Raw genomic sequence first — 25899 nt, 5'->3', positions numbered from 1 at the left:
GACGACCGGCTCCTGGCGGGTGGACGAGACCTACGTGAGGGTGAAGGGGCGGTGGATGTACCTGCACCGCGCCGTCGACGCGCGTGGGCAGACCATCGACTTCCTCCTCAGTGCCAAACGCGACGCCGCGGCCGCGCGCCGCTTCTTCCGCAAGGCGCTGAGGCAGGCGCGCACGGTCAACCCGCGCACCATCACCGTCGACAAGAACGCCGCCTACCCGAGCGCGACTAAAGTGATGAAGAAAGACAACGAGCTGTGGCGCTTTGCCAAGCTCCGACAAGTCAAGTATCTTAACAATATCGTTGAACAAGATCACCGCCGGACCAAGCGGTTGGTCCGGCCAGGGCTCGGCTTCAAGAGCTTCCACACCGCGCGGCGGACCATCGCTGGCTATGAGGTCATGGCGATGGTGCGCAAAGGGCAGGTCGCCGCCATGCCCGCCAACGACATGTCGGCCCAGGCCGCCTTCATCGCCACCCTGTTCGCGGTTGCCGCCTAACGTTGCTGAGCCGGGGGCGCGATCACCCTCGGCTAGACTTCGCAACGAAACCGCCGGCCGTGACGACGTTCAGGACCGTGTCGGCCTTCAGCGCCGCCGCTTGGTGAAAACGCTCGCGGCGGCGGCTTTCCGTCACCAGTCGGTGGGGCAGGAGCGGCAGTCGGTCATCAGCGCGTCCTGGAAGATGGCGAAGCGGATCTTCGCGCCCTCCAGGTTGGCGTGCGACAGGTTGGTCAGGGACAGCTTGGCCTCCTGAAGGTTGGCGCCCTCCAGGTTGGCGCCGGTGAGGTCGGCCTTGTCGGCGCGCAGCGCCTCCAGATTGGCGGCGGTCAGGTCGGCCTGCCGCAGGTCGGCGCCGTTGGCGCGGGCGAATTCCAGGTTGGCGCCGCGCAGGCGGGCGCCGGACAGGCGCGTGCCCTGAAGGAAGGCGGTGCGCAGATCGGCGCCGTCGAGGATGGCCCCGCTGAGATCGGCCCCGCGCAGGTCGGCGTGACGCAGGTCGGCCCGCATCAGGTTGGCGCCGCGCAGGTCAGCGCCGGCCAGCGACAGGCTGCGCAGGTTGCGGTGGCGCAGGTCGATGCCGGGGCAGATCGCCTTGGCCGTCAGGACGCAGCCGGCGACCTCGGTGACGCGCTCCTCCTCGCCGCCGCCGAGGCTGGCGGTCTCCACCTCCGCCGCCAGCGGGGCGGTGAGCGGGCCGGACAGGAACAGCAGGGCGCACAGGGCGAAGGCGGGTCGGAAGAAGCGGTTCATGGGGGAGAACTCCCATCGCTGCGATGCATGAAGACCGGGGCGGGGAAACGGGCCGGTCCGCCCGCTTTCCCGCCCCGGCAGGCGGTCACTTGGCGGCGGTCACTTGGCGCTGGAGACCTTCACGTCGGCCAGCTTGAACACCCAGAAGGAGCCGCCCTGGGTCACGCGGGTGGTCAGGTCGGCGAGATCGCCGCCCCACAGCGGCACGGCGCCGCCATAGCCGGTGGTGATGCCGACATACTGCACCCCGTCCAGCTCCCAGGTGACCGGGGAGGAGATGATGCCGGAGCCGGTCTGGAACTTCCAAAGCTCCGCCCCGGACTTGGCGTCGAACGCCTTGACGTAGCCGTCGCCGGTCCCGGTGAAGACCAGCCCGCCGGCGGTCGCCAGCGTGCCGGACCACAGCGGCAACTCCTCCTTGTGCTCCCAGGCGACCTTGCCGGTCGTCGGGTCGATCGCGCGCAGGACGCCGACATGGTCCTCGAACATCTTGTGAATGCGGAAGCCCATGCCGAGATAGGCGGAGCCGGGGTTGTAGCCGACATGCTCCGTCCAGTAGTCCTCCTTCCAGTGGTTGGCGGCGATGTAGAACAGGCCGGTGTCCTCGCTGTAGGACATCGGGTTCCAGTTCTTGCCGCCGAGGAAGGGCGGGGAGACCTCGACCGACTTGCCGCGCTTCTCGCCCTCGGCGGGCGGCGGCGGGCGCTGGCCCTCGACCTCGATGGGGCGGCCGGTCTTCAGGTCGATGCCTTTGGCCCAGGTGATGCCGTCCACGAAGGGAAAGGCCGCCAGCACGCTGTTCGGCTTGTTAGCCTCGCCGCCCGCCGTCGCCAGCTTCGTCCGGTCGGTGACGTAGAAGAAGCCGTTGCGGTCGGCGTGGGCGGTCGCCTTCACCGTCTTGCCCGACGCGTCCTTGTAGTCGAACAGCACCAGCTCGTTGTTGCCGGAGAAGTCCCAGGTGTCGTTGGGGGTGTGCTGGTAGAAGCCCTTCAGCTCGCCCGTGGTCGGATCGACATAGGCCTGACCGGAGGTGTAGAGGCTGTCGCCGGGCCAGCGCGCCCAGCCGTTCCACGGCGCCGGGTTGCCGGTGCCGATGACGATCGTGTTGGTCTCCACGTCGAAGGTGGCGCTCTGCCAGGGCGCGCCGCCGCCGTGGTTCCAGGCCTCAACGAGCTGCCCGTCCTTGTCGCGCGGCCAGGACGGCGCCTTGGCGCTGCCGGTGGGGGTGCTGTCCTTGCCGTCGAGCCGGCCCAGGTGCCCCTCGACCAGCGGGCGCATCCAGATCTCGTCGCCGGTGTCGGGATCGCGGGCGAACAGGCGGCCGACCACGCCGAACTCATCGCCCGACGAGCCGTGGATCAGCAACATGCGCCCGGTCTTCTGGTCCTTCACGACGGTCGGGGCGCCGGTCATGGTGTAGCCGACCTTGTGATCGGCGAACTTCTTGCGCCAGACGACCTTGCCGGTGTCCTTGTTCAGCGCGACGAGCGAGGCGTCGAGCGTGCCGAAGAACACCTTGTCGCCGTAGATCGCCGCCCCGCGGTTGACCACGTCGCAGCAGGGGCGGATGTCGTCGGGCAGGCGGTGGGCGTAGGTCCACAGCCGCTTGCCGGTGCGCGCGTCCAGCGCGAACATCCGCGAGTAGGAGGCGGTGACGTAGATCACCCCGTCATGCACCAGCGCCTGCGTCTCTTGCCCGCGCTGCTTCTCGTCGCCGAAGGAAAAGGACCAGGCGGGGACCAGCCGCGACACGCTGTTGGTGTCGATCTGCTTCAGCGGGCTGAAGCGCTTGCCCTCCACCCCCATGCCGTACATCAGCACGTCGCCGGCCGACTTGGCGTCGTTGGCGATGTCGTCCCAGGTGACATCGGCGGCCTGGGCGCTTCCCCAGGCCGCCGGAGTGGTGGAGGCGAGGAATCCAGCCACCACCGCGGTGATGATTCGGCGCCGAACCCGTCCGGCCCCGGTGTCCGCCTTGTTTCTCGGCGTGGTGTCCAAGGATAAAGTCATACGTTTCCCCCGTGAAAGGCCGTTTTTTCCGGGGCGGATCGTCCGCCCGATCCGCCCCGGTTCCGGCACCGCGTCTTGCGCCCCCAATGTTCGTCTTGGCGGTTCTTCGGTTCCATTGGACGATACGGGGACGACGTTCTTGCAACGCGCGTATGACGGCGTCCCGGAGGGGGAGGGAAAAAATCCCGGTGCCGCGGCAAAAGGCCCGTCCGCCCGCCGCTTCTTGGTCGAAGGACGCATGGCGGGGCGACCAGTTGTTTCGCTAACATTCCGTCGATGGTCCTATGGGGCGTGTCGGAAGGATCAGACGGCGATGTCGTTGCGAATGCGCATGCTGGCCCTGATCGGGCTGTTCCTCGCGCTGCTGGCGGTGGCCGGCGCGGCTGTGATGATCGCCAACGCGCGCGACGCCGTCCGCGCGGAGATGGCCTCCGCCCTCGATCTCGGCATCGCTGTCGGGCGGGCGGAAGCCGGGCGGGGGGCCGTTCCGAACGCCGTCGCGGCGCTCGACCGGCTGGGCCTGCGCCATCTGCGCTTCATTGCGGGCGAGGCGCCTTCCGGCTCCTTCGGTAATGGGGATGCCGGCCATGAGGCCGTTCCCGGCTGGTTCGCGGCCCTGATCGGCGTGGCGCCGCAGGCTCATGCACTGACCGGTGCCGATGGACGCGCCCTCCTGACCGTGGTCGCCGAACCGCAGGACGAGGTGGCCGAGGTCTGGGAGGACATGCGGGACCTCGCCTTGGCGATGCTGGTCGTGGGGCTGCTGTTGCTGGGCGCCGCCTGGGTGGCCGTGGGCCGGGCGCTGGCCCCGCTCGCCCGCATCGAGGCGGGGGTGCAGCGCCTGCGCCGGGGCGTTTACGAACCCGGACCGCGGAAGGGTCTTGCCGGCGGCGGCGTGCCGGAACTGGCCCGGCTGGGCACCGGCATCGCCGCCCTGGCCGAGGAACTCGCCGCGGCCGGGCGAGAGAACCGCCGGCTCGGCCAGCGGTTGATCGAGGCGCAGGACCGCGAGCGGCGGGATATCGCCCGCGAAATTCACGACGAGCTGGGGGCGGCGCTGTTCGCCATCAAGGTGGACGCCGGGCGCATCCTGCGCCTCAGCGAGGAGCCGAAGCCGGAGGCCTTCATCAGCGAACGGGTGGAGATCGCCGGACGCGCCCGCGCCGTGCTGTCCCTGGCCGCGGACGTCCATCGGTTGAGCCGGCGCATCCTGGTCCGCCTGCGCCCGGCCCTGCTCGACCAGTTGCCGTTGGGCGAGGCGCTGTCCGGGCTGGTCGACGAATGGGCGCGGCGGGAGCCGGAGGTGCGCTGGTCGCTGGACGTGGCCGAGGATGGAACGCCGGACGGCATCGACGGGCTGGACGAGGTGCTGCGCCTGACGATCTTCCGGCTGGCGCAGGAATCGCTGGTCAACGCCCTCCGCCACGCCCGGCCGACCAACGTGTCGGTGACGGTGCGGCGCCGGACCGACCGGGTGGAGGTCGTGGTGACCGATGATGGGCCGGGGTTCGGGCCGGGGTTTAGGGAGGGGCCGGGCGCAGCGGAGCGTGGCGGATTGGGCATCTCCGGCATGGCGGAGCGGGTGAGGGCGCTGGGCGGCGAACTGTCCATCGGACCGGATGGCGGGCAGGGGACCCGTGTGGCCGCCTGCCTCCCCTGCGTCCCGGCCGGGCTGGAGCGCGTTGCATGACCCCGACCATCCTCCTGGTGGACGATCATCCGGTGGTGCGCGCCGGCTGCCAGAGCCTGCTCGCCGAAGCAAGGCTCGGCCGCGTGGTCGAGGCCGCCGACGTGGCGGCGGCGCTGGCGTTGTGGCGCTCGGAACGGCCGGACGTGGTCATCCTCGACCTCAACCTGCCGGGGGGCGCCGGTGGGAGGGATGGTGGCGGGATGGAAGTGCTGCGGCTGATCCGGGCGGACAATCCGGGGGTGCCGGTGCTGATCTTCAGCATGCACGAGGACCCGGCCATTGCCGCGCGGGCGCTGAAGGCCGGCGCCAAGGGCTACGTCACCAAGAACGACGCGCCGGAGACGCTGGTGACCGCGGTGCGCTGCGTGCTGGCGGGCCGCGTCCATCTCGACCACGCGCTGGCGCGCGAACTGGCGCTGATGGCGCTGGCCCCGACCGACGACCCGCTGGCGGTGCTGACCCAGCGTGAACGGGAGATCCTGGCGCTGGTGGGTCGCGGCCTGACCGCGGCGGCCATCGCCGAGGCGCTCGGCATCAGCCAGAAGACCGTCGCCAACGCCTGCACGCAGATCAAGGACAAGCTGGGCGCCGACAGCACGCGCGCCCTGATCCGCATCGCCATCGACCACGGGCTGGCGGCCTGACCGGTTCCAAGAGAGGGACCGTCACGGTGCCGGAGACTCGTCCCCGCGCTTGCTCTTGCGCGCCCGGCTGGGCATCTCGCCGAACTGGGTCTTGAAATCGCGCGAGAAATGGGCGGCGTCGGCGAAGCCGCAGTCGAAGGCGATCTCGGTGATCGTCCGGCGTGTGTGCTCCAGCAGCCAACGCCCGTAATCCAGCCGCAGCCGGCGCTGGAAGGCCGAGGGCGAGATCCCCAGCGCGGCCTGGAAGGACCGTTCGAGCTGCCGGGCGCTGACCCCGACGTAGCGGGCAATGGCCTCGACGGAGGGCGGGGAGTCCAACCTCTGCTCGATGAAATGCGTCGCCTGACGGACGCGGGCGTCGGTCACGCCGTCGAGGTTGGCGTAGAAGTGCGCCTGCGGCAGCGCGCCGGGGCGGATGTCCTGAAGCATCATGTGGCGGACGGCCTGCCGCGCCTTCTGCCCGCCGCAGTGCCGCCCGACGAGATAGAGGCCGAGGTCGATGGCTGCCGTCGAGCCGGCGCAGGTGATCAGGTCCCCCTCGTCGATGAAGAGATGGTCCACCGAGGCGTTGGCGGTCGGGAAACGCTCGCGGAAGGTGTCCAGCACGTTCCAGTGGACGCAGACGCGGCGCGTGCCGACGAGGCCGGCGCGCGCGATGGCGAAGGTGCCCGTGCAGATGCCCAGAAGCCGCACCCGCTGCGCCGCCACCGCGCGCAGATAGGCGGTGACCGGACCCGGCACCTCGTTCCGGTAATCGTTGCCGCCGCACACCGCCACGTAATCGAAGGGCGCCGGGGCGAGCAGATCGCTGTTGGGTGTCACCAGCACGCCGCAACTCGACTGGCGCGGCTGTCCGCCGACGCTCATCACCGTCCAGCTGGCGTCGATCTGCCGGCTGCGCCCTCCGGGGTCGGCGGCGAGCCGGAGCGCGTCGATCAACCCGGAGAAGGCGGTCAGCGTGAACTGGTCGAGCAGCACGAAGCCGATGCGTAACCTGGGATCGGTCGCAAATGAAGCGTCGCGGTCCGGGGCGTCGGGAATGTCGGGTCTGGGTGTCGGCATGTCGGAAATATTCAAGGATTCGGCAGCATTCTTCTATCGGAAAATACGCTCGAACAATTAGCTTTCGAACGAACCATGGCTCTGACGCCCGCTGGACCGACACCACGAAGGAACCGGTCATGACCCATACGCGCGCCGCCACCCGCAACGCTTCCCGCCTTGCCGCCCTGTCCGCCGTCCTGGCGGCCGGAGTCTCCCTCCACGCCCTGCCGGCCGCGGCCCAGGGCGAGATCCGCGTCGCCTGGTACGGTGGCAACTGGGGCGAGGCCTTCCGCACCTGCGTCGCGGAGCCCTTCACCAAGGCGACCGGCGTCCGCGTCGTTCCGGAGATCGGCACCTCGACCGTGACCTTCGCCAAGCTGCAGCAGCAGAAGGACGCGCCGACGCTCGACGTCGCCTACATGGACGGCGGCATCAGCGAGATGGCGCAGGCGGCCGGCGTGCTGGACGCCATCGACGCGGCGGGCGTGCCGAACCTGGCGAAGGCGCAGCCCGAAGCGGTCTACAAGGCGGACGGGTCGATCTTCGCCGTCGGTTCGGGCTACTACTCGCTCGGCCTGACCTACAACACCAAGGAGATCAAGACCCCGCCGACCTCGTGGAACGACCTGTGGAAGCCGGAGTTCGCGGACACGGTGACGATCCCGTCGCCGGCCAACTCTTCCGGCGTGCCCTTCGTCATGTTCCTGAATCGCATGTGGGGCAACCCGCCGGGCGACCTGTCCAAGACCTTTGAGAAGCTGAAGACGCTGAAGACCGCGCTCTACTTCGACAGCTCGGGGGCGGCGAGCAACGCCTACCAGAGCGGCGAGGCGATCATCGGCGCGCATTTCAACGTCGGCGCCTGGGATCTGGCCGACAAGGGCCTGCCCATCGGCTTCGCCGTTCCGAAGGAAGGCGTCTGGGCCACCGACGCCCGCCTGCATCTGGTCAAGAACGCCCCGCACAAGGCCGACGCCCAGCGCTTCATCGACACCGCCCTGACCCCGCAGGCGTCGGCCTGTCTGGCGGAGAAGCTCTATCTCGGTCCGGCGGTGCAGGGCGTGTCGGTGTCGCCGGACGTCGAGCGCAAGCTGCCCTGGGGCGTCGGCGGGTCGGTCAAGAACCTCCAGCTCTTCAACTGGGCGGACATCAACCGGGACCGCGCGGCGATCACCGACGCCTGGAACCGCGAACTCGCCCGCCAGTGAACCGCAGCCAGCCGGGGAGTCCTTCCATGTCTGACGCTCTGCTCTCCATCCGCTCCGTCGACAAGCATTTCGGCACATACCATGCGCTGAGGGACGTGTCGCTGGATGTGGCCCATGGTGAGTTCGTCGCCCTGCTGGGGCCGAGCGGCTGCGGCAAGACGACCCTGCTGCGCTGCATCGCCGGCTTCCTCTCCCCCGATTCCGGCACCATCCGGATCGGCGGGGAGGACGTGACGCGGCTGCCGCCCCACCGGCGCCCGCTGAACACGGTGTTCCAGCACTACGCCCTGTTCCCGCACCTGAACATCCTCGACAACGTGGCCTACGGGCCGCGCCGTCACGGGGCGGCGCGGGGCGAGGCGCTGGAGCGCGCCCGCGAGGCGCTGGAGCTGGTCGGGCTGGACTCCGCGGCGGGGCGCTTCCCACGGGAGCTGTCGGGCGGCCAGCAGCAGCGCGTCGCCCTGGCGCGGGCCTTCGTCAACCGCCCGAAGCTCCTCCTGCTCGACGAGCCGCTGAGCGCGCTCGACCTGAAGCTGCGCAAGCGGATGCAGATCGAGCTGAAGCATCTCCAGGAGAAGCTCGGCATCGCCTTCGTGTTCGTGACCCACGACCAGGAGGAGGCGATGAGCATGGCGAACCGCATCGTCGTCATGAACCGCGGCGTGATCGAGCAGGTGGGCGACGGGCGGGCCATCTACACCCGTCCGGCCAGCCGCTTCGTCGCCGACTTCATCGGCGAGGCCAACCTGCTGCCGGGAACGGCGGAGGGCGACGCCGGGGTGCGGCTGGCGGTGGGGGCGGCGCTGCTGCCCCATCTCGGCGCCGACACGCGGCAGCGCTACACCGCGGTGCTGCGGCCCGAGCATGTCGAGCTGCTGAACCAGCCGGAGGCGCCGGGCCTGATCACCGACCAGGGGTTCGTCGAGGACGTCATCGACACCGGCGGGCAGACCGTCGTGACGGTGCGCGTCGGCGAGCACCTGCTGGCCAGCCGCCGGCTGGGCATGGCGGGGGAGGGGCTGAAACCGGGGGCGCCGGTCTTCGTCGGCTTCCGTCCGGGGCATGTCCACATCGTCGCCGAGCCGGCCCCGCACCGGTCCGGACCATGAGCACGACCATGAGCGCCGCCATGAACCGAGCCTTGCCCCTGCTGGCGGCCCCGGTCGCCTTCTTCGTGGCCTTCTTCGCCGTTCCGATGATCGTGGTCGTGTCGTCCAGCCTGATGGCCGGCGGCGTGCCGTCCCTCGGCAACTACGCGCGGGTGCTGTTCGACCAGTATCACTGGGACGTGCTGGCGGCGACCTTCCGCATCGCCGGGCTGACCACGGTGGCCTGCGCGCTGCTCGGCTACCCGCTGGCCTATTATCTGGTGCGGGTGGTCAAGTCGCCGGCGCTGCGGCGGACCTGCGTCATCCTGCTGGTGCTGCCGCTGTTCACCAGCAACATCGTCCGCTCCTTCGGCTGGATGGTCCTGCTGGGACGCAACGGCCTCGTCAACGACGCGCTGGTCGGGGTGGGCATCCTGGACCGTCCGATGCGCTTCCTCGGCACCGAGCTGGGCATCGTGATCGGGCTGGTCTACATCCTGCTGCCCTTCATCGTGCTGGCCGTCGGCAACGCGCTGGCCGCGGTGGACCCGGCGCTGGAGGATGCGTCCTCCGACCTCGGCGCCACGCCCTTCGACACCTTCCGGACGGTCACCTTTCCGCTCTGCCTGCCGGGGCTGATGTCGGGGATCGTCATGGTCTTCACCCTGGCGGTCAGCGCCTATGTCACGCCGGCCCTGCTGAGCGGCGGCAAGATCACGGTCTTCCCCATGCTGATCTTCCAGCAGTACAGCACGGTCTTCGACGTGAACTACGGCGGCGCGCTCAGCATGACGCTGCTGGTCATGACGCTGCTCCTGGTCGGTCTGGCCGGCTGGATCGGCAACGCCGGGGCCGGCGCAACGGGGAGGAAAGCCCAATGATCGCACGGCTTCTTCTGCGGGTGGTGTCCTGGTCGGTCATGGCCTACCTGATGCTGCCGCTTCTGGTCATCGTCGGTTCCTCCTTCACCGCCACCAGCTACCTCGCCTTCCCGCCGCAGGGGCTGACGCTCGACTGGTACGGGCGGATGCTCGGCGACACCTCCTATCTGGCGGCCTTCGGCACCAGCACCCTGCTGGCCCTGGTCGCCACGGCGGCGGCCCTGCTGCTCGGCGTTCCGGCGGCGCTGGCCATCGCCCGCTGCGAGTTTCCGGGCAAGAAGTTCCTGCTGTCGCTGCTGATGTCGCCGCTGGTCCTGCCGCACGTCGTGCTGGGCGCCGCCCTGCTGCAATATTGCGCGGCGCTGGGGCTGATGCGCAGCTTCACGGCGCTGCTGGTCGGGCACATCGTGATCATCATGCCCTTCGTCCTGCGCTCCGTCCTGCCGCAGCTGACGCCGGAGCAGCGGGCGCTGGAGGAGGCCTCCGCCGACCTGGGCGCCCGCCCGATGGAGACCTTCTTCCTCGTCACGCTGCCGCAAATCCGCAGCGGCCTGGCGAGCGGCGCGATCTTCGCCTTCATCTCCTCCTGGATCAACGTCGAGCTGAGCATCTTCAACACCACGGCGGAGATGACGACCATCCCGGTCAAGCTGTTCAACTACGTCCAGTACACGATCGACCCGGTCATCGCCGCGGTGTCCTCCATCACCATCGGCGTGGCGGCTCTGGCGATCATCATTCTCGACCTCACCGTCGGACTGCACCTTCTGTCGGACCGGCGCTGACCGGTCCCGGCACCCCCGCTTCATCCCCCCGATCCAACACTGAATCCGATCCACGAAAGGGTCCTTCCATGCGCATGCAAGACGCATTCGATGTCCTGTACACCCACACCGAGGGCGAGCCGCTCTGCATCATCCACAGCGGCATCCCCTATCCGGCCGGTTCCAGCATCCTGGAGAAGCGCCAGTTCCTGGAGACGCATTATGATTGGCTGCGCGAAGCCCTGATGCGCGAGCCGCGCGGCCACAAGGACATGTTCGGCGTCTTCCTGACCCCGCCGTCCGGCCCGGACTACGACGCCGGCCTGATCTACATCGACGGCACCCAGTATTCGCACATGTGCGGCCACGGCACGATCGCCGTCGCCATGGCGATGGTCGCCAACGGCCTCGTCCGCCGCGGCGAGAACGGGCGCACCACCATCCGCTTCGAGACGACCGCCGGCCTCGTCGTCGCCGAGGTGGCCCATGAGGGCGACCGGGTGCTGTGGACCAGGTTCGAGAACGTCCCGGCCTACGTCGCCGCGCAGGACGTGGCGTTCGAACTGCCGGAGATCGGCCCGCTTAAGGCCGACATCGTGTGGGGCGGCAACTACTTCGGCATCATCGACCTGACCGGCACGTCGCTGCGCATCGGGCCGGAGAACGGCACCGCCCTGTCGCATTACGGCATCCTGGCGCGTGAGCAGCTCCGCCAGAAGGTGGCGATCCAGCACCCGGCTTCGGCGCACATCAACAACTTCAACTTCGTGACCTTCTGGCACGAGCCGACCATCGAGGGCGCCTTCTACAAGAACGTCCACGTCTTCAGCGCCGGCCAGCTCGACCGCTCGCCGGGCGGCACCGGCACCAGCGCGATGATGGCGATGTTCGAGGCGCGCGGGAAGATGGCGATCGGCGACACCATCCGTTCCGAGGGCCTGCTCGGCACCGGCACCTTCGAGGGCAGCCTGCTCGGCGAGACCCGCCTGAACGGCGTGCGCGCCGTGCGCCCGACCGTCAAGGGCACGGCCAGCATCCTCGGCACCGCCCGCTGGGTGATCGACCGCAACGATCCGGTCGGCGCCGGCTTCCTGGTCGCCTGACCGGCCCCGCAGCAGTAGCGTCCTGAACTTCGTCCCGGCGTCCCCTCAGGGCGCCGGGACCTTTGTGCTGCGCCGATGGGCGATCCGCTCACCCGTATCGGTGCGCTAGCGTTGTATACAATGACGCTCACTCGGTTTTCGGGACCGTGAAGACGGCCCGCCCGGCGCGCACATGAGCGCGCATCACCGACGACGCCCATTCCCCATCGCGGGCGGTCAGGGCTTCGACGATCTCGCGGTGGTGGTTCATGCTGCGGGCGAGGTCGCGCCGGCTGTAGCGGGCGAAGGTCCGCAGCACCAGCGGCATCTCCACCACCTGCCGGATCATCTGGCCCAGGCGCCGATCCCCGGCGATGTCGATCAGCAAGCCGTGGAAGCGGTCGTTCAGCGGCGTGATGCGCGAGAAGTCCACCGCGCCGCCATCCCCCACCACCGCCTCCATCGCGTCGCACAGCGCTCCCAACTCGACAAGATGGTGAGTCTCCGCGCGGCTGGCGGCGAGGCCGGCCACTTGGCTTTCCAGCGTCGCGCGCAGTCCGAAGATCTCGTCGAGGTCCTGGATCGTCCAGGCGTTCACCGTGGCGCCAAGGTTGGGCACGAGCTGCAGCAGCCCATCGGCGGACAGCCGGCGCAGCGCCTCGCGCACGGGGGTGCGGCTGACCCCGGTCAGCTCGGCCAGCTCCTGCTCGCGCAGATGGGCGCCCGGCGGCCAGCGGCTGGCCAGGATGCCCTCGCGGATGAAGCGGTAGGCGCGGTCGGCGGCGCGGTTGGAGCCGCCGCTAAAGCCGTTGTCCCATTGGGGCGCCAGAGCCCCGGCGCTGTCCGCCATGCTGACCTCCCTTGCGCTTCTGTCCGGCGCCTGAACTTTTCGGGTTGCGTTGTATACAATGACGCATTATGTTCGTTAGCACAACAAATTAAACGCCCGTTTCCGGTGCGCTCTGTTGGAAGCCACCGGCTGAAGCGGCGACAAGGGAGGGATACAACCGGTGACGACACCCGCACAACGCCTGAAAACGTTGCTGGAGGCTCCCGGCCTTCACCTGATGCCCTGCTGTTTTGACGCGCTGTCGGCGCGGCTGATCGAGCAGGCCGGTTTCCGCGTCAGCCTGATGAGCGGCTTCGCCGTCTCGGCCACCCGGCTGGGGATGCCCGACACCGGGCTGATCTCTTTCGCCGAGATGCTGGACCAGCTCCGCAACGTCTGTCAGGCGGCCCCCGGCCTGCTGGTGATCGGCGACGGCGACACCGGCTACGGCAACGCCATGAACGTACAGCGCACCGTGCGCGACTACGCCCGCGCCGGGGCCGCCGCCGTCCTGATCGAGGATCAGGTCAGCCCCAAGCGCTGCGGCCATACCAAGGGCAAGCAGGTCGTCGGGCGGGCCGAGGCGCGCATGAAGATCCGCGCCGCCGTCGATGCCGCGCGGTCGGGGTCCGATGACATCCTGATCCTGGCGCGGACGGACGCCCGCGCCGTGCACGGCTTCGACGCGGCGCTGGAACGCTGTCAGGATTTCGTGGAGGAGGGCGCCGACATCATCTTCATGGAGGCCCCGCACAATGAGATGGAGATGGCCGCCTTTTGCGCGGGCATCGACCGGCCGGCCATGGCGAACATGGTGCGCGGCGGCCAGACGCCGATGCTGCCGCCGCAGGAACTGGAGGCGCTGGGGTTCAAGCTCGCCGCCTATCCGCTGACCCTGATGTCGGCGGCCATCGACGCCATGCGCACCGCCCTGACCGCGGTGGCGGACGGGCAGGAAAGCCGGGTGGCCCAGGCCGATTTCGAGGCGCTGAAGGACCTTGTCGGCTTCCCCGACTACTACGAGCGCGAACAGGCCTACCGGGCTGCAGAGTGAGGGGAGGCAACGCCATGAACACGCCGCGTTCCATCATCGACAAGATCTGGGATCAGCACGTCGTCGCCGATCTGGGCGACGGGCGGGTGCTGCTCCACATCGACCGCCACATGCTGCACGAGGTCACCAGCCCGCAGGCCTACGCCGGGCTGGCCGCCGCCGGGCGCCGGCTGCGCCGCCCCGACCTGACCTTCGCGACGGCGGACCACATCGTCTCGACCGAGAATGGCCGCACCGACGACACGGTGCCGGGCGGGCCGGAGATGATCCGCGCCCTGCGCGCCAACGCCGAGGCCACCGGCGTCGCGCTGTTCGACCTGGGCGACGTGCGCCAGGGCATCGTGCATGTGATCGCGCCGGAGCTGGGGATCGCCCTGCCGGGCGCCACCCTGGTCTGCGGCGACAGCCACACCAGCACGGTCGGCGCGCTGGGCGCCATGGCCTGGGGCATCGGCACGTCGGAGGTCGAGCATGTCATGGCGACGCAGACGGCCATCCTGCGCCGCCCGCCGACCATGCGCATCACCTTCAGCGGAACCCGTCCGGCGGGTGTGTCGGCCAAGGACATGGTGCTGAAGCTGATCGCCACCATCGGCACAGCGGGGGCGACGGGCTACGGCGTCGAATACGCCGGCCCGGCCATCCGCGCGCTCTCCATGGAAGAGCGGATGACCGTCTGCAACATGTCGGTGGAACTGGGCGCGCGCTTCGGTCTGATCGCCCCCGACGAGGTGACCTTCGCCTATCTCCAGGGGCGGCCCTTCGCCCCGGCGGGCGACCTGTGGGAGCCGGCGGTGGCGGCGTGGCGCGCCCTGGCGAGCGATCCCGGCGCCCGCTTCGACGCCGAGATCGAACTGGACGTCTCCAGCCTCACCCCGCAGGTGTCCTGGGGCACCAGCCCGCAGGATTGCATCGGCGTCGGCGAGACCGTGCCCGATCCGGAGCGCGAGGCCGATCCCAAGCGCCGGCAGGCGATGCGCCGGGCGCTCGACTACATCGGGCTGGAGCCGGGGACGCCGATGCGCGACCTGCCGGTGGACATGGTCTTCATCGGCTCCTGCACCAACAGCCGCATCGAGGATCTGCGGGCCGCCGCCGCCGTGCTGAAGGGACGGCGGGTCGCCGCCGGCCTGCGCGCTCTGGTCGTGCCGGGCTCCGGCCAGGTGCGCCGGCAGGCCGAGGCGGAGGGGCTGGACCGCGTGTTCACCGCCGCCGGCTTCGAATGGCGGGAGCCGGGCTGTTCGATGTGCGCCGGGATGAACGCCGACCGGGTGCCGCCGGGCAAGCGCTGCGTCGCCACCTCGAACCGCAATTTCGAAGGCCGCCAGGGGCCGGGCGCGCGCACCCACCTCGCCAGCCCCGCCACCGCGGCCGCGGCGGCCGTGGCCGGGCGCATCGTCGATGTCCGCAGTCTGGAAGGGGGTGTCTGACATGCCGGAACCCATCAACCGCATCACCGGGATCGCCGCACCACTGCCGCAACCCAACGTGGACACCGACGCGATCATCCCCAAGGCGCATCTGCTGACGATCCACCGCAGCGGGCTGGGCGCCGGACTCTTCTCCGAATGGCGGTTTGACGAAGACGACAAGGAACGGCCGGACTTCGTCTTGAACCAAGCCCCCTGGCGGGAGGCGACGATCCTGTTGGCCGGCGAAAATTTCGGCTGCGGCTCGTCGCGCGAACACGCGGTGTGGAGCCTGATGGACTTCGGCATCCGCTGCGTGATCGCGCCGAGCTTCGCCAGCATCTTCCACGAGAACTGCCAGAAGAACGGTCTGGCCGCGGTGACTCTGGACGAGGCCGCGCTTGCCCATCTCGTCGCCTGTGCCCAGGCAACGCCGGCCGCCGCCATGACGGTGGACATCGATGCCTGCCGCGTCACAGCGTCGGACGGGCGGGAGTTTCCCTTCACGATGGAGACGGCGCGGCGGCAGGCGCTTCTGGAGGGGCTCGACGAGATCGGGGCCAGCCTGCGCCACGACGCCGCCATGGCGGCGTTCGAGGCGCGCGACCGGGCGCAGCGCCCGTGGATTCACGCCCTGCCCACCGCCTGACGGGTCCGGGTCAACGCGCATGGCCGGAAAGGCCAGCGGCACATTGGGAGGAACAGCGATGTCGTTCATAACCACGATGAAGCGCAAGGCGGTCCTGGGAGCGGCGGCCATGGGAGTGGCGCTCGCCACCCTGGTCCCGGCCGTCCCGGCGCAGGCCGAGGAGATCACGGTCACCCACTGGGGCGTTCTGATGTACGGCGCTCCCTACGCCGTCGCCATGGAGAAGGGCTATTACAAGGAGCAGGGGCTGGACATCACCGGCGTCCTGACCTCCAAGGGCGGCGGCACGACCATGCGCAACGTCATGGCGGCGCCGATGCCCTACGGCGAGGTCGCCCTGTCGGCGGCGGTGGCCGCCATCAACCAAGGTCTGGACGTGAAGATCATCCACACCGGCGTCCGCACGGCGGGCGAGATCCTGTGGGTGACCAAGCCGGACTCGCCGGTGAAGACCGCCAAGGACCTGGACGGCAAGAAGGTCGCCTTCACCAGCCCGAAGTCGGTCACCGACATGCTGCTGACCATGGTGAAGGACAAGCACGGCATCACGGTGGACGGCGTGTCGGCGGGCGGCGTCGGCGGCGGCCTGACCATGCTGGAGCAGGGCGGGGTGGCCGCCGCCCCGGTGATGGACCCGATCTGGGCGCGCGTGCAGAACAAGTACCACATGGTCTTCGCGGTCGAGACGGAACTGCCGACCATGGTGCAGACGGTGGGCGTCACCACGTCGGAATTCGCCGCGAAGAACGGCGACAAGCTGAGGAAGCTGATCGAGGCGCGGCGCAAGGGGGTGGACTTCGTCTATGCCAATCCCGAAGAGACCGCCAAGATCATGACCAAATACTACGACATCGACGAGGCGATCGCGCTGCAGGCGCTGAAGAATCTGGCGAGCATCAAATATTGGAGCGCCGGTGATTTCGAGTATGACGGGATGAACAACCTGATCAAGGGGCTGCAGATCATCGGCGAGGTCAAGGGCGAGGTCGACTGGTCGAAGCACGCCGACGCCTCGTTCCTGAAATAACCGCCTTAAAGAAAATCCGCCTGAAGACATCCGATGACCGGGAGGAAGCCCCCGATGAAAGCCAACGTCGTCGCCAAGCGCGACCCGCAAGAGGAGGCGGGGGCTTTCCCCGCCCAGGCCGTCCACGCCGAACTGAAGGGGGTGAGCCGCATCTACGGCGTTCCCGGCCATGGCGGGGTGCACGCGCTGGGTCCCGTCGACCTGACCCTGCGGCAGGGGGAGTTCTTCTCCGTCGTCGGGCCGTCGGGCTGCGGCAAGTCCACCCTGCTCGACGTGCTGTCCGGCCTGTCCGTGCCGACCGAAGGGACGGTGACCTTCGAAGGCAAGCCGGTGGCCGGCAAGGTCCCGGACGGCGTCGGGGTGGTGTTCCAGGAGGACGCCACCTTCCCCTGGCTGACCGTCTGGGACAACATCGCCTTCGGCCTGCGCCGGGCGGGCGTCGATCCGGCGGAGATCGAACGGCGGGTCAACTACGCCGTCGGCTTCGTCGGGCTGAAGGATTTCGCCAAGGCCTATCCCGTGCAGTTGTCGGGCGGCATGCGCCAGCGCGTCTGCATCGCCCGCACGCTGGTGATGCGGCCGCGCCTGATCCTGCTGGACGAGCCGTTCGGTGCGCTCGACGCGCAGACCCGCCTGATCATGGGCGACGAGCTGCTGAAGCTGTGGCGCGAAACCGGGGCCACGGTGATGCTGATCACCCACGCGCTGGACGAGGCGGCCATGCTGTCGGACCGCATCGGCGTGATGTCGGCCCGGCCCGGACGGATCATCGAGGAGATCGAGACGGGCTGGTCGCGCGAGCGCGATTCCCGCATCGCCAGCGAGGACGGTTTCGGCCAGATCACCGCCCGGCTGTGGCGCCTGCTGCGCGAGGAGAGCCTGAAGGCGGCGGGCCTCGCCGGGGGTGGGCCGTGAGCTGGGCGGGCTGGCTCCGCCTGATCGTGGTGAGCGGCGCCGTCCTGCTGCTGGAGGTTCTGTGCCGGGCCGGCGTCATCGCCAAGACGGTCCTGCCGGCGCCCAGCGTCATGGCCGGCGACCTCTACCGCCTTCTCGCCTCTGGCGCGGCCAGCGCCGACATCGGCGAGACGCTGGGCAACGTCGCGATGGCGGTGATCGCCTCGATCCTGCTCGGCTTCGTCGGCGGCGTGGCGATCCACGCGGTGCCGCGGGTGCGCCGTGCGCTCGATCCCTTCCTGGCGACCTACTACGCGGTGCCCTTCTTCATCTTCTACCCGGTGCTGATCGTCATCTTCGGGCTGGGGGCGGCGCCCATCGTGGTGATCGGCACGCTGTTCGGCGTGGTGGCGATGCTGATCAACACGCTGAACGGGCTGGACCGGATTCCGCGCGTCCTGCTGAAGACCGCGCGCGTCCACGGCATGGACCCGGTCCGCACGGCTCTGATGGTCAAGCTGCCCAGCGCGGCGCCCTACCTGTTCACCGGGGCGAAGCTGGCCATCGCCTACTGCTTCATCGGGGTCATCGCGGCGGAGTTCATCATGTCATCCTCGGGCATCGGCTACAGCATCGCCTATGCCTTCAACAACTTCGACAATTCGCGGATGTACGCGCTGATGCTGTTCATCATCGTCCTGGTGACGGTGCTCAACGCGGTGCTCTTCACCTGGGAGCGCCGGATCATGCAGCGGCGGAGGCGCTGACGGCCATGCACAGAAAGACCGATACGCTTCTCGTCATCGTCGCGCTGGTGGCCCTGTGGCAGGTCCTGCACTGGATCGTCGGCAGCGTCGCCCTGACCTCGCCCGCCGACACGCTGGCCCGCGCCGTCGAGCTGCTGGGCTCCGCCACCTTCTGGCCGCACGTCGCGGAGACCGGGGTGGCGCTGCTCTATTCGCTGCTGCTGGCGGTGTTCGGCGGGCTGACCATCGGCATCGCGCTGGGCATCAACCGGCTGGCCGGGGAGGTGGCGGAGCCGATCCTGGTGTCGCTCTATTCGCTTCCCAAGATCACCCTCTACCCGGTGATCCTGCTCGCCTTCGGGCTGGGCCTGTCGGCCAAGGTGGCCTTCGGGACGATCCACGGCATCATCCCGGTGATCATCTTCACGATGAACGCGGTCCGCACCATCCCGCCGGTGATGCTGCGCAGCGCGCGGGTGATGCGCCTGTCGCCGCCCCAGCTCGTCTCCACCATCATCCTGCCCGCCGCCTTGCCGGAACTGGTGTCCGGCCTGCGGGTGGGCTTCTCGCTGACCCTGCTGGGCGTGCTGATCGGCGAGATGTTCGCCTCGCAGCGCGGCCTCGGCTACCTCGTCATGAACGCCATCGGCGGGCACGACGTGCGCACCATGATGGCCGTGGTGCTGATCCTCGCCACCACCGCCGTGCTCATCAGCGCCGGGCTGCTGCACATCGACCGGCGCATGCACCGGCGGGCCTCGTGAAGACTTCCGGAGATTCCAACGACATGACCGCATCCCTCAAACCCAAATCCCTTAAACAACGCCTGTCGCAGCCGGGCCTGATCTCGGCCCCCGGCGTGTTCGACATGATCTCGGCCAAGGTGGCGGACGGCATGGGGTTCGACGCGCTGTACATGACCGGCTACGGCACCGTCGCCAGCCATCTCGGCCTGCCGGACGCCGGGCTCGCCACCTACAGCGACATGGTCGGCCGGGTGCGGGCCATCGCGCGCGGCACCTCGACGCCGCTGATCGCCGACGGCGACACCGGCTATGGCGGCCTGCTGAACGTCGATTTCACCATCCGCGGCTACGAAGAGGCCGGGGCCGCGGCCATCCAGCTCGAAGACCAGGAATTCCCGAAGAAGTGCGGCCACACGCCGGGCCGCCGGGTCATTCCCATGGCCGACATGGTGCGCAAGATCCGCGTCGCCTGCGAGGCGCGCTCGTCGAGCGACTTCCTGATCATCGCCCGCACCGACGCCCGCACGACGCTCGGCCTCGACGAGGCGCTGCGCCGCGCCGACGCCTACGCCGAGGCCGGCGCCGACATCATCTTCGTGGAAAGCCCGGAGAGCGAGGCGGAGATGGAGCGGATCTGCCGAACCATCGGCAAGCCGCTGATCGCCAACATGGTGGAGGGCGGGCGCACGCCGGTGATGACCGGGGCGCAGCTGGAATCGCTGGGCTACCGCATCGCCATCTTCCCGGCCACCGGCTTCCTGGCGATGGCCGCGGCGCTGCGCAGCGCCTACGGCGAAATCCTCGCCAAGGGGTCGAGCGCCGAGTATCGGGGGGAGCTGTATCCCTTCCCCGACTTCACCCGGCTGATGGGCTTCGAGCGCGTCTGGGAGTTCGAGAAGCGCCACCCCGAGACGGAGTAACCGTCCGCCGTCTCAGCTCTGCGGCGTTTTTCCGGGGGCACGGCAGGGGAACTCGATGGTGAATCGCGTTCCCTCGCCGGGCCGGCTGTCCAGATGGATGGTGCCGCCGAGCTGGCCGGTGATCAGGTTGAAGACGATGTGCAGGCCGAGCCCGGTCGAGCCGGTGCCCCGCCGCGTCGTGAAGAAGGGCTCGAACACCTTGCCGTGGTTCTCCGCGGGGATGCCGCAGCCGTCGTCCTGGTAGACCAGCCGCACCCCTTCGTTCTCCAGCGTCTGCGCCGTGATGGCGATCCGGCCCTTCTCGCCGTCCCGGTAGGCGTGGTTGACCGAGTTGGTGATGAGGTTCGTCACGATCTGGGCGATCACGCCGGGGTAGCTGTCCAGCTCGACGCCCTTGGGGCAATCCAGCCGCACCTCATGACCGGGGCGGTGCCAGGTCGGGCGCAGGCTGACCAGAACCTCCTCCAGATAGCCGCGCAGGTCGAACCGGCGGCGGTCGCTGCGCGTCTGGTCCGAGGCGACCTGCTTGAAGCTCTGCACCAGATCGGCGGCGCGGGTGGCGTTGCTGATCATCAGCGTGGCGGCGTCGTGCGCGGCCTGCATGAAGTCCTGAAAGTCGGCCCGGCGCATCTTGCCGGTGTCCGACAGCGTTTCGAGTGCGCTGATCTTCTCGCCGAGATAGGAGGCGCTGGTCATCACGATGCCGATGGGCGTGTTGATCTCGTGCGCCACCCCGGCGACGAGTTGCCCCAGCGAGGCCATCTTCTCCGCCTGGACGAGCTGTTGCTGGGCGGCCTTGAGCTGGGCATGGGCGGCGTGGAGCTGCTCGTGGGCGTCGCGCAGCTCGCTTTCGCGGCTGCGGTCCACCGTCACGTCGACATAGACCTGCACCATGCCGCCGTCCGGCATGGGATTGCTGCGGACCTGGATGACCCGGCCGTCGGCGAACTCGATCTCGCTGGGGCTGCTCATCAGGGGCGAGGGCACCAGCGCCGTCAGGAGCTGGCCGGAGGCGTTCACCGCGGCGCTCAGCTCCCGATACGGAAGGCCGACCCGGCGCAGCGTGTCCGGCAGGCTGAAGAGGGCCATGGCGCGCTCGTTCCAGACGCGCAGCCGCTCCTCGGCGTCGAAGGCCGCCAGACCGTCGTACATGCTGGCCAGGGTGGCGCGCAGCAGCTGCGACTGCTCGGCCACCTCGCGGGTCCGCTCGGCCACCTGGGCCTCCAGCGTGCGGTTCAGCCGCTCCAACCCGTCATAGAGGCGGGCGTTCTCGATGGAGATGGCGATCTGCACCGACAGGAGGTCGAGCAGCTCCAGCCGCTCCGGGCTGAAGATGTTGGCGGCGAGGTTGTTCTCCAGATAGAGGATGCCGACCATCTGGTTGCGGTTGCGCAGGGGCAGGCACAGCACGGAGCGCGGCTGCACCAGCCGCGTGTAGGAGTCGTATTGGAAATCGCCTTCGTTGGCGGCGTCGGCCAGAACGACCGGCTCCCCGGTCTGGATGACCGCATCGACGATACCGCGCACCAGGACCGGCGCCGCGTCGTCGAGGGGGCGGGACTGCAGGACCTCCGCGGCGTCGCCCTCGCTCGTGGCGTCGGCCTCGATCCGCCACGCGCCGTCGGTCGGCAGCAGCAGGCAGCCCCGCGTCGCCCCGGCGTTGGTGATGACCAGCTTCATCAGCGTCCACAGCAGGTCGCCCAGGCGGATGTCCTGCGCCAGCGCCCGCGAGGTGCGGATCACCGTCTCCACATCCACCATGTGGGAGCTGGACCCGGAGGAGGAGCGCCGCCGCGACGAGGCGGTGACCGGGCGTTGCGGCGGGAAACCGTCGTCGACGGGGCTTTGGTCCGCCGCCGTCTCGCCGAACAGCTCGGCCAGCCGGGCGTCCAGCGTCCTGACCTTCGCCAGCGCGTCCCAGCGCCGGTAGGCGTGGCGGGCCTGGAACAGCATCGCCTTCGCCGTGAAGCGGTCGCCACGCGCCAAGGCGGCCTCGCCGGCCCGCTCGCAGGCGAACGCCTCGTCGTGGATGAAGCCCTGTTCGCGGGCGGACTCGGCGGCGGTCTGGTAGTGACGGTGCGCCTTGTCCAGCCGTCCCGTGGCGCGCAGACGCTCGGCCACCACGAGGGCCAGCAGGTGGCGGAAATTGGTCGGCGCGTGGCGGACCGCTCCGCGGAGCCGGCGCTCCAGGCCGAGCGCCGCGGCCCGCGCCCGCAGCCGCTCGGCGGGGCGGAGGCGGTCCCAGGCGGCGAAGTCGATCAGGGCGGCGACCACCCGCATGCGCAGGTTCATCACCATGCCCATGGAGGCGTCGGCGAAGGGACGGCGCTTCGCGATGCAGCGCCGCGCCTCGTCGATCCGGCCGAACAGCAGGTTCAGATAGGCGAGGTGGCTGTGCATCGTGTCCAGGGCAAGGCGGTTGCCGCTGGCAGCCAGGGCCGGGACGTCGCTCGCTTCCGTGACGTGGGGGCCGGCGAAGGCGGTGGGGTCTTCGGACTCGCCCAGAAGATTGGCGATGAGCTGCTGATGGGGCCGCAGCACGCCCGCCGCGGTCTGCTGGTTCAGGCGCCCGATGGCGGCGGCGTGGTTCGCCGCGGTCTGCTGGAGCTGCCGCAGGGGATGGCCGAGAAACAGTCCCTGCGCGATCGCGTTGTTCAGGCAGTAGGCGGCGTACTCGATGTCGCCGGTCTCCAGGCCGATCCGGTGGGCGTCGAGAAGGCCGGACAGCGCCTTCGCCACCGGCTGGTGCCAGACCTCGATGAACAGCTTGACCACGAACAGCGTCTGGGCGCGGCCCTGGTTGGCGTTCAGCCGGTCCAGCACGCGCAGCGCCACCCGCCCGTACATGGCGCCCGCCGGAACGTCGCCGAGCATCGCGCAATGCAGCAGCCCGTAGGTGGCGTAGGTGATGCCGGAGGCCGGCAGGATACCCTCGGTCGCCGACAGCCGGACCATGCGCAGCAGCAGCACCGTGTAGAGGTTGGTGTCGTGCAGATAGGCGCTCGCCAGCACGCGCGAGACGATGCGCCCGATCGTCAACAGACGCGGGTCGGTGAGGGGCGGGCGGTTGACGAGGTCCTCCTCGCCTTTGCCGCGCAGCGCCAGCTTGGTCGTGGCGAGTTCCTTGAGCACATGCCGGGTGTCCGCCCGCTCGGGGATCGGGCTGCCGAGCTGGCCCAGGGCGGTGCGGCAGGCACCGAGCGCCGCCGGCAGGTTCTGCCGCGACACATGCATCTGGATCTGCGTCTCGTAGGCGAGAGCGCGGTCGAGGACGGTGCGGGCGTTGGCTTCGATGGCGTCGGCCAGCGGCGTCGCCGCGGCGGCGTCGCCGTTGACCGCCGCGATCTCCGCCGCTTCGACGTGCAGGCTGAGCGCCAGGTCGTAAAGGCGCGACCAGCCGTCCTCCGGGAGCAGCCCGACCCCCGTGTTGAGGTAGTCGAAGGCCGGCCCCAGCGCCGCCGAGGCCCGCGCCGCCTGCCCGGCCAGGAGGTTGTAGCGGGCCAGCCGCTCCCTCTGCTCCGGGGACAGCAGGGGCAGGGCGCGGTTCAGCTGGTTGGTGATGGCGAACAGCCGGTCCACGGCCCGATCGCTGGAGGCGTCGCCTCCCTGTTCGAGGACGAGGCCGACGGCGAGGTGGCAGGCCAGGGCATCGGCGTCCGGCAGCATGCCGTAGGCGGCCTGCTGCACCCGGTCGTGGACGAAACGGTAGGTGGCACGGGGCGACACGCTGTCCATGTCGGCGTAGCGGTAGGCGTCGCCCACCGGGACCACCAGCCCGCTGCGCAGCGCCGGCCACAGCGCCGCCGCCGTCGCGGACGAGGTCCGCCGGCTCGCGTCGGCCAGCGTGGCGAGATCGAAGGCGCTGCCGATGCAGGCGGCGGTCTGGACGACGGCCAGCGTCTCGGCGGGCAACTCGCGGATGCGGCGGACCACGAAGGTGACGACGTCGTCGACCATCCGTTCCATCCGCTGGGACTCGATGGCCTCCAGGTTCCAGTTCCACACCCCGGCGAGGCCGTCATAGGCGATCAGCCCGCTCTGCTCCAGCGACTCCAGGAACTGTCCCAGGAAGAACGGGTTGCCCAGCGTGTTGGCGATCAGCCGTTCGGCCAGAGGGCGGACGTCGTCGGGGGCCGCGTGCAGCGTGTCGGACAGCAGGGCCACCACCGCGTCGGCGTCGAGCCCGCCGAGAGCCACGTCGCGGACCGGCACGCCGCGCTCGCCGAAGGTCTGGATCGTGTGGCGCAGCGGGTGGAGGGCATCCACCTCGGTGTCGCGCCACGTGCCGACCAGCAGGAAATGGCCGAGGTCCGGGTCGCCGGCCAGCCCTTCCAGGAGCTTCAGCGTGGCGAGGTCGGCCCATTGCAGGTCGTCCAGGAACAGCACCAGAGGGTGCCCCGCCCCGGCGAAGACGCGGACGAAGTTGCGGAAGACGTAGATGAAGCGCTCGTGCGCCTCCACCGGACCCAGCTCCGGCACCGGCGGCTGGGGACCGATCAGCCGCTCGACGTGCGGAATGACGTCGGTGATGACCCGCCCGTTGGGACCGAGCGCGGCGAGAAGGCGGGCGCGCCAGCGCGCCAGCGACTCCGGGCCGGTGGCGAAGGTCTGCCGCACCAGGGTCTTGAAGGCCTCGATGACCGGGGCGTAGGGAATGTCGCGCTTCAGCGGCTCGAACTTGCCGGTGATGAAGAAGCCGTGGCGGGCGATCACCGGCTTGTGCAGTTCCCGGACCAGCGCCGACTTGCCCACACCCGAATAGCCGGAGATCAGCAGCGCTTCGAACCCGCCCGCGGCGGTGCGCCCGAAGGCGTCGAGAAGGACGCGGAACTGCGCGGTGCGGCCGTACAGCTTCTGCGGGATGCGCAGCACCGGGCGGACGTCCCGGCTGGCCAGCGTGAAGGGTTCGACACGGCCATGGCCGCGCCATTCCGCCAGGCAGCGTTCGAGGTCGGCGCGCAGTCCGAAAGCGCTCTGGTAGCGCTCCTCCGGGTTCTTCGCCATCAGCCGCGCCACGATGGCGGCCAGCGGCTCGGGCACCAGCGGGTTGAGCTTGTGCACCGGGACGGGCGTCCGCGCGATGTGGCAATGCACCAGTTCCAGCGGGTCGCCGGACGGGAAGGGGGGCTGGCCGGTCAGGAATTCGTGGAAGGTCGCGCCCAGCGCGTAGAAATCGGCGCGGTAATCCACCGACCGGTTCATCCGCCCGGTCTGCTCCGGCGCCATATAGGCGAGCGTTCCCTCCATGGCGCCGACGTCGGGGTCGCCCGCCTCTTCCCGCGATAATTCCGACGCGATGCCGAAGTCGATCAGGTTGAACTGGCCGGTCGCCGGGTTCCAGATCAGGTTGCCGGGGCTGATGTCCTTGTGGACGACTCCGGCGTCGTGCACGGCGGCCAGCGCGTCCACCGCCTGGAGCGCCATCCGCAGGAAGACCGCGACATCCTCCGTCCGGACGTCCGGAAGGCTGTCCAGGGCTGCGCCGCCGATGTCGCGGAACACCATCATCAGCCCGTTGCCGTGGGGCATGCAGTCCAGCGCCTCCACGACCCCGGCATGGCGCAGCCGGCGGGTGATCGCGAATTCGCGCAGGAACGCCGCCTTCTCCTCGCCGCCGATGTCCGTGCCGGACAGCAGTTTGCAGATAACGGGGAGGCCGTCGTCGCGCCGGACGGCGCGCAGCACGGTGGAGCGCGCGCCCACATGCAGCGTTTCGACAACGCGGAAGCCCGGTAACGTGGCCAAGGTTGCGGTGGGGAGGGCCCCGATCACGACGCTGCATCCTTATGTCGTGTGGCTGCGCCATCAGTTATAGAAGGTCGCACCACCGTGGAGCAAGCGCAGGGCGTACGAGCCGGGGCTTTGCACGATTTTTGCTTGGCGATCGCACGGGTCATAGACCGGCAGCATCGGCAAAACGGCGTAATAGTTCAATCGCGGTACGGCAATTTATGCTAACCTC

General features: G+C 69.5%; 21 protein-coding genes. 16 read left to right on the top strand and 5 right to left on the bottom strand.

Annotated features, from left to right (window positions below):
* Positions 1-499: IS6 family transposase (locus tag JJL56_RS22880; protein ID WP_200486433.1), on the top strand; the 499-nt coding region annotated here is incomplete at its 5' end.
* A 132-nt stretch (positions 500-631) separates the two neighbouring features.
* On the opposite strand, the gene JJL56_RS22875 is transcribed toward JJL56_RS22880, so the two are convergent.
* Together JJL56_RS22875 and JJL56_RS22870 are read right to left on the bottom strand one after the other, a co-directional pair.
* Entirely contained in the window at positions 632-1252 is a 621-nt protein-coding gene (locus JJL56_RS22875) for a pentapeptide repeat-containing protein (RefSeq protein WP_200486432.1), read from the bottom strand.
* A 99-nt stretch (positions 1253-1351) separates the two neighbouring features.
* Positions 1352-3262 carry a methanol/ethanol family PQQ-dependent dehydrogenase gene (locus tag JJL56_RS22870; RefSeq protein WP_200486431.1) on the bottom strand — a complete coding sequence of 637 codons (1911 nt, stop codon included), beginning with the start codon at positions 3260-3262 and terminating at the stop codon, positions 1352-1354.
* 313 nt (positions 3263-3575) lie between these two features.
* Between JJL56_RS22870 and JJL56_RS22865 the strand changes: the two genes are divergently transcribed.
* Complete coding sequence (locus JJL56_RS22865) at positions 3576-4952, top strand: ATP-binding protein (RefSeq protein ID WP_247891203.1); 1377 nt, start codon at positions 3576-3578, stop codon at positions 4950-4952.
* Complete coding sequence (locus JJL56_RS22860; protein ID WP_200486430.1) at positions 4949-5596, top strand: response regulator; 648 nt, start codon at positions 4949-4951, stop codon at positions 5594-5596. The genes JJL56_RS22865 and JJL56_RS22860 overlap by 4 nt, the downstream gene beginning before the upstream one ends.
* 21 nt (positions 5597-5617) lie before the next feature.
* Here the strand turns inward: JJL56_RS22860 and JJL56_RS22855 are convergent, their stop codons facing one another.
* A complete protein-coding gene (locus JJL56_RS22855) occupies positions 5618-6658 on the bottom strand; it encodes a GlxA family transcriptional regulator (protein ID WP_211111944.1) in 1041 nt (346 codons plus the stop codon).
* A 119-nt stretch (positions 6659-6777) separates the two neighbouring features.
* Here JJL56_RS22855 and JJL56_RS22850 point away from each other — a divergent pair, with 119 nt between their 5' ends.
* The 5 genes from JJL56_RS22850 to JJL56_RS22830 all read left to right on the top strand — a co-directional run bounded on the left by JJL56_RS22850 (position 6778) and on the right by JJL56_RS22830 (position 11684).
* A complete protein-coding gene (locus JJL56_RS22850) occupies positions 6778-7848 on the top strand; it encodes an ABC transporter substrate-binding protein (protein WP_200486429.1) in 1071 nt (356 codons plus the stop codon).
* Between the two features lie 26 nt (positions 7849-7874).
* Positions 7875-8957, top strand: a complete 1083-nt coding sequence (locus tag JJL56_RS22845; RefSeq protein ID WP_200486428.1) for an ABC transporter ATP-binding protein — start codon at positions 7875-7877, stop codon at positions 8955-8957.
* Complete coding sequence (locus JJL56_RS22840; RefSeq protein ID WP_200486427.1) at positions 8954-9817, top strand: ABC transporter permease; 864 nt, start codon at positions 8954-8956, stop codon at positions 9815-9817. The genes JJL56_RS22845 and JJL56_RS22840 overlap by 4 nt, the downstream gene beginning before the upstream one ends.
* Positions 9814-10602 carry an ABC transporter permease gene (locus tag JJL56_RS22835; RefSeq protein ID WP_200486426.1) on the top strand — a complete coding sequence of 263 codons (789 nt, stop codon included), beginning with the start codon at positions 9814-9816 and terminating at the stop codon, positions 10600-10602. The genes JJL56_RS22840 and JJL56_RS22835 overlap by 4 nt, the downstream gene beginning before the upstream one ends.
* Before the next feature lie 68 nt (positions 10603-10670).
* Positions 10671-11684: a proline racemase family protein gene (locus tag JJL56_RS22830; RefSeq protein ID WP_200486425.1), complete on the top strand. Its 1014-nt coding sequence runs from the start codon at positions 10671-10673 to the stop codon at positions 11682-11684.
* Between the two features lie 127 nt (positions 11685-11811).
* On the opposite strand, the gene JJL56_RS22825 is transcribed toward JJL56_RS22830, so the two are convergent.
* Positions 11812-12513 carry a GntR family transcriptional regulator gene (locus tag JJL56_RS22825; RefSeq protein WP_200486424.1) on the bottom strand — a complete coding sequence of 234 codons (702 nt, stop codon included), beginning with the start codon at positions 12511-12513 and terminating at the stop codon, positions 11812-11814.
* Positions 12514-12673: 160 nt separating this feature from the next.
* Between JJL56_RS22825 and JJL56_RS22820 the strand changes: the two genes are divergently transcribed.
* The 8 genes from JJL56_RS22820 to JJL56_RS22785 are packed head-to-tail and all read left to right on the top strand — an operon-like array spanning position 12674 to position 19937.
* Positions 12674-13546 (top strand): isocitrate lyase/phosphoenolpyruvate mutase family protein, encoded by an 873-nt coding sequence (locus JJL56_RS22820; RefSeq protein ID WP_200486423.1) that lies wholly within the window; start codon positions 12674-12676, stop codon positions 13544-13546.
* Positions 13547-13560: 14 nt separating this feature from the next.
* Positions 13561-14976, top strand: a complete 1416-nt coding sequence (gene leuC / locus JJL56_RS22815; protein ID WP_200486422.1) for a 3-isopropylmalate dehydratase large subunit — start codon at positions 13561-13563, stop codon at positions 14974-14976.
* A gap of 1 nt (position 14977) precedes the next feature.
* Positions 14978-15604 carry a 3-isopropylmalate dehydratase small subunit gene (leuD, locus tag JJL56_RS22810; protein WP_200486421.1) on the top strand — a complete coding sequence of 209 codons (627 nt, stop codon included), beginning with the start codon at positions 14978-14980 and terminating at the stop codon, positions 15602-15604.
* Between the two features lie 58 nt (positions 15605-15662).
* Entirely contained in the window at positions 15663-16631 is a 969-nt protein-coding gene (locus JJL56_RS22805; RefSeq protein ID WP_200486420.1) for an ABC transporter substrate-binding protein, read from the top strand.
* Between the two features lie 54 nt (positions 16632-16685).
* Positions 16686-17546 (top strand): ABC transporter ATP-binding protein, encoded by an 861-nt coding sequence (locus JJL56_RS22800; protein ID WP_200486419.1) that lies wholly within the window; start codon positions 16686-16688, stop codon positions 17544-17546.
* Positions 17543-18292 carry an ABC transporter permease subunit gene (locus JJL56_RS22795; protein ID WP_200486418.1) on the top strand — a complete coding sequence of 250 codons (750 nt, stop codon included), beginning with the start codon at positions 17543-17545 and terminating at the stop codon, positions 18290-18292. Before JJL56_RS22800 ends, JJL56_RS22795 begins: the two co-directional genes overlap by 4 nt.
* Positions 18293-18297: 5 nt before the next feature.
* Positions 18298-19035 carry an ABC transporter permease gene (locus JJL56_RS22790; RefSeq protein ID WP_183179355.1) on the top strand — a complete coding sequence of 246 codons (738 nt, stop codon included), beginning with the start codon at positions 18298-18300 and terminating at the stop codon, positions 19033-19035.
* 23 nt (positions 19036-19058) lie between these two features.
* Entirely contained in the window at positions 19059-19937 is an 879-nt protein-coding gene (locus JJL56_RS22785) for an isocitrate lyase/PEP mutase family protein (protein WP_211111943.1), read from the top strand.
* A 12-nt stretch (positions 19938-19949) separates the two neighbouring features.
* On the opposite strand, the gene JJL56_RS22780 is transcribed toward JJL56_RS22785, so the two are convergent.
* The gene (locus JJL56_RS22780) at positions 19950-25709 is read right to left on the bottom strand and encodes a trifunctional serine/threonine-protein kinase/ATP-binding protein/sensor histidine kinase (RefSeq protein WP_345772624.1); all 5760 of its coding nucleotides are present in this window, start codon (positions 25707-25709) and stop codon (positions 19950-19952) included.
* Between the last annotated feature and the right edge of the window lie 190 nt (positions 25710-25899).

The organism is Azospirillum aestuarii, assembly GCF_016632405.1.
Taxonomy (GTDB): Bacteria; Pseudomonadota; Alphaproteobacteria; order Azospirillales; family Azospirillaceae; genus Azospirillum; species Azospirillum aestuarii.
Note: the sequence above shows the minus strand (reverse complement) of the source record. Positions and strands in the feature narration are given on the sequence as shown.

Excerpts from the sequence above, each read along its gene's own strand:
- JJL56_RS22825 (WP_200486424.1), bottom strand. The coding sequence starts at position 12,513 with ATGGCGGACAGCGCCGGGGCTCTGGCGCCCCAATGGGACAACGGCTTT.
- JJL56_RS22860 (WP_200486430.1), top strand. The coding sequence starts at position 4,949 with ATGACCCCGACCATCCTCCTGGTGGACGATCATCCGGTGGTGCGCGCC.
- JJL56_RS22840 (WP_200486427.1), top strand. The coding sequence starts at position 8,954 with ATGAGCACGACCATGAGCGCCGCCATGAACCGAGCCTTGCCCCTGCTG.
- JJL56_RS22855 (WP_211111944.1), bottom strand. The coding sequence starts at position 6,658 with ATGCCGACACCCAGACCCGACATTCCCGACGCCCCGGACCGCGACGCT.
- JJL56_RS22845 (WP_200486428.1), top strand. The coding sequence starts at position 7,875 with ATGTCTGACGCTCTGCTCTCCATCCGCTCCGTCGACAAGCATTTCGGC.
- JJL56_RS22850 (WP_200486429.1), top strand. The coding sequence starts at position 6,778 with ATGACCCATACGCGCGCCGCCACCCGCAACGCTTCCCGCCTTGCCGCC.
- JJL56_RS22800 (WP_200486419.1), top strand. The coding sequence starts at position 16,686 with ATGAAAGCCAACGTCGTCGCCAAGCGCGACCCGCAAGAGGAGGCGGGG.
- JJL56_RS22790 (WP_183179355.1), top strand. The coding sequence starts at position 18,298 with ATGCACAGAAAGACCGATACGCTTCTCGTCATCGTCGCGCTGGTGGCC.
- JJL56_RS22830 (WP_200486425.1), top strand. The coding sequence starts at position 10,671 with ATGCGCATGCAAGACGCATTCGATGTCCTGTACACCCACACCGAGGGC.
- JJL56_RS22835 (WP_200486426.1), top strand. The coding sequence starts at position 9,814 with ATGATCGCACGGCTTCTTCTGCGGGTGGTGTCCTGGTCGGTCATGGCC.
- JJL56_RS22785 (WP_211111943.1), top strand. The coding sequence starts at position 19,059 with ATGACCGCATCCCTCAAACCCAAATCCCTTAAACAACGCCTGTCGCAG.
- JJL56_RS22875 (WP_200486432.1), bottom strand. The coding sequence starts at position 1,252 with ATGAACCGCTTCTTCCGACCCGCCTTCGCCCTGTGCGCCCTGCTGTTC.
- leuD (WP_200486421.1), top strand. The coding sequence starts at position 14,978 with ATGCCGGAACCCATCAACCGCATCACCGGGATCGCCGCACCACTGCCG.
- JJL56_RS22870 (WP_200486431.1), bottom strand. The coding sequence starts at position 3,262 with ATGACTTTATCCTTGGACACCACGCCGAGAAACAAGGCGGACACCGGG.
- JJL56_RS22805 (WP_200486420.1), top strand. The coding sequence starts at position 15,663 with ATGTCGTTCATAACCACGATGAAGCGCAAGGCGGTCCTGGGAGCGGCG.
- JJL56_RS22865 (WP_247891203.1), top strand. The coding sequence starts at position 3,576 with ATGTCGTTGCGAATGCGCATGCTGGCCCTGATCGGGCTGTTCCTCGCG.
- leuC (WP_200486422.1), top strand. The coding sequence starts at position 13,561 with ATGAACACGCCGCGTTCCATCATCGACAAGATCTGGGATCAGCACGTC.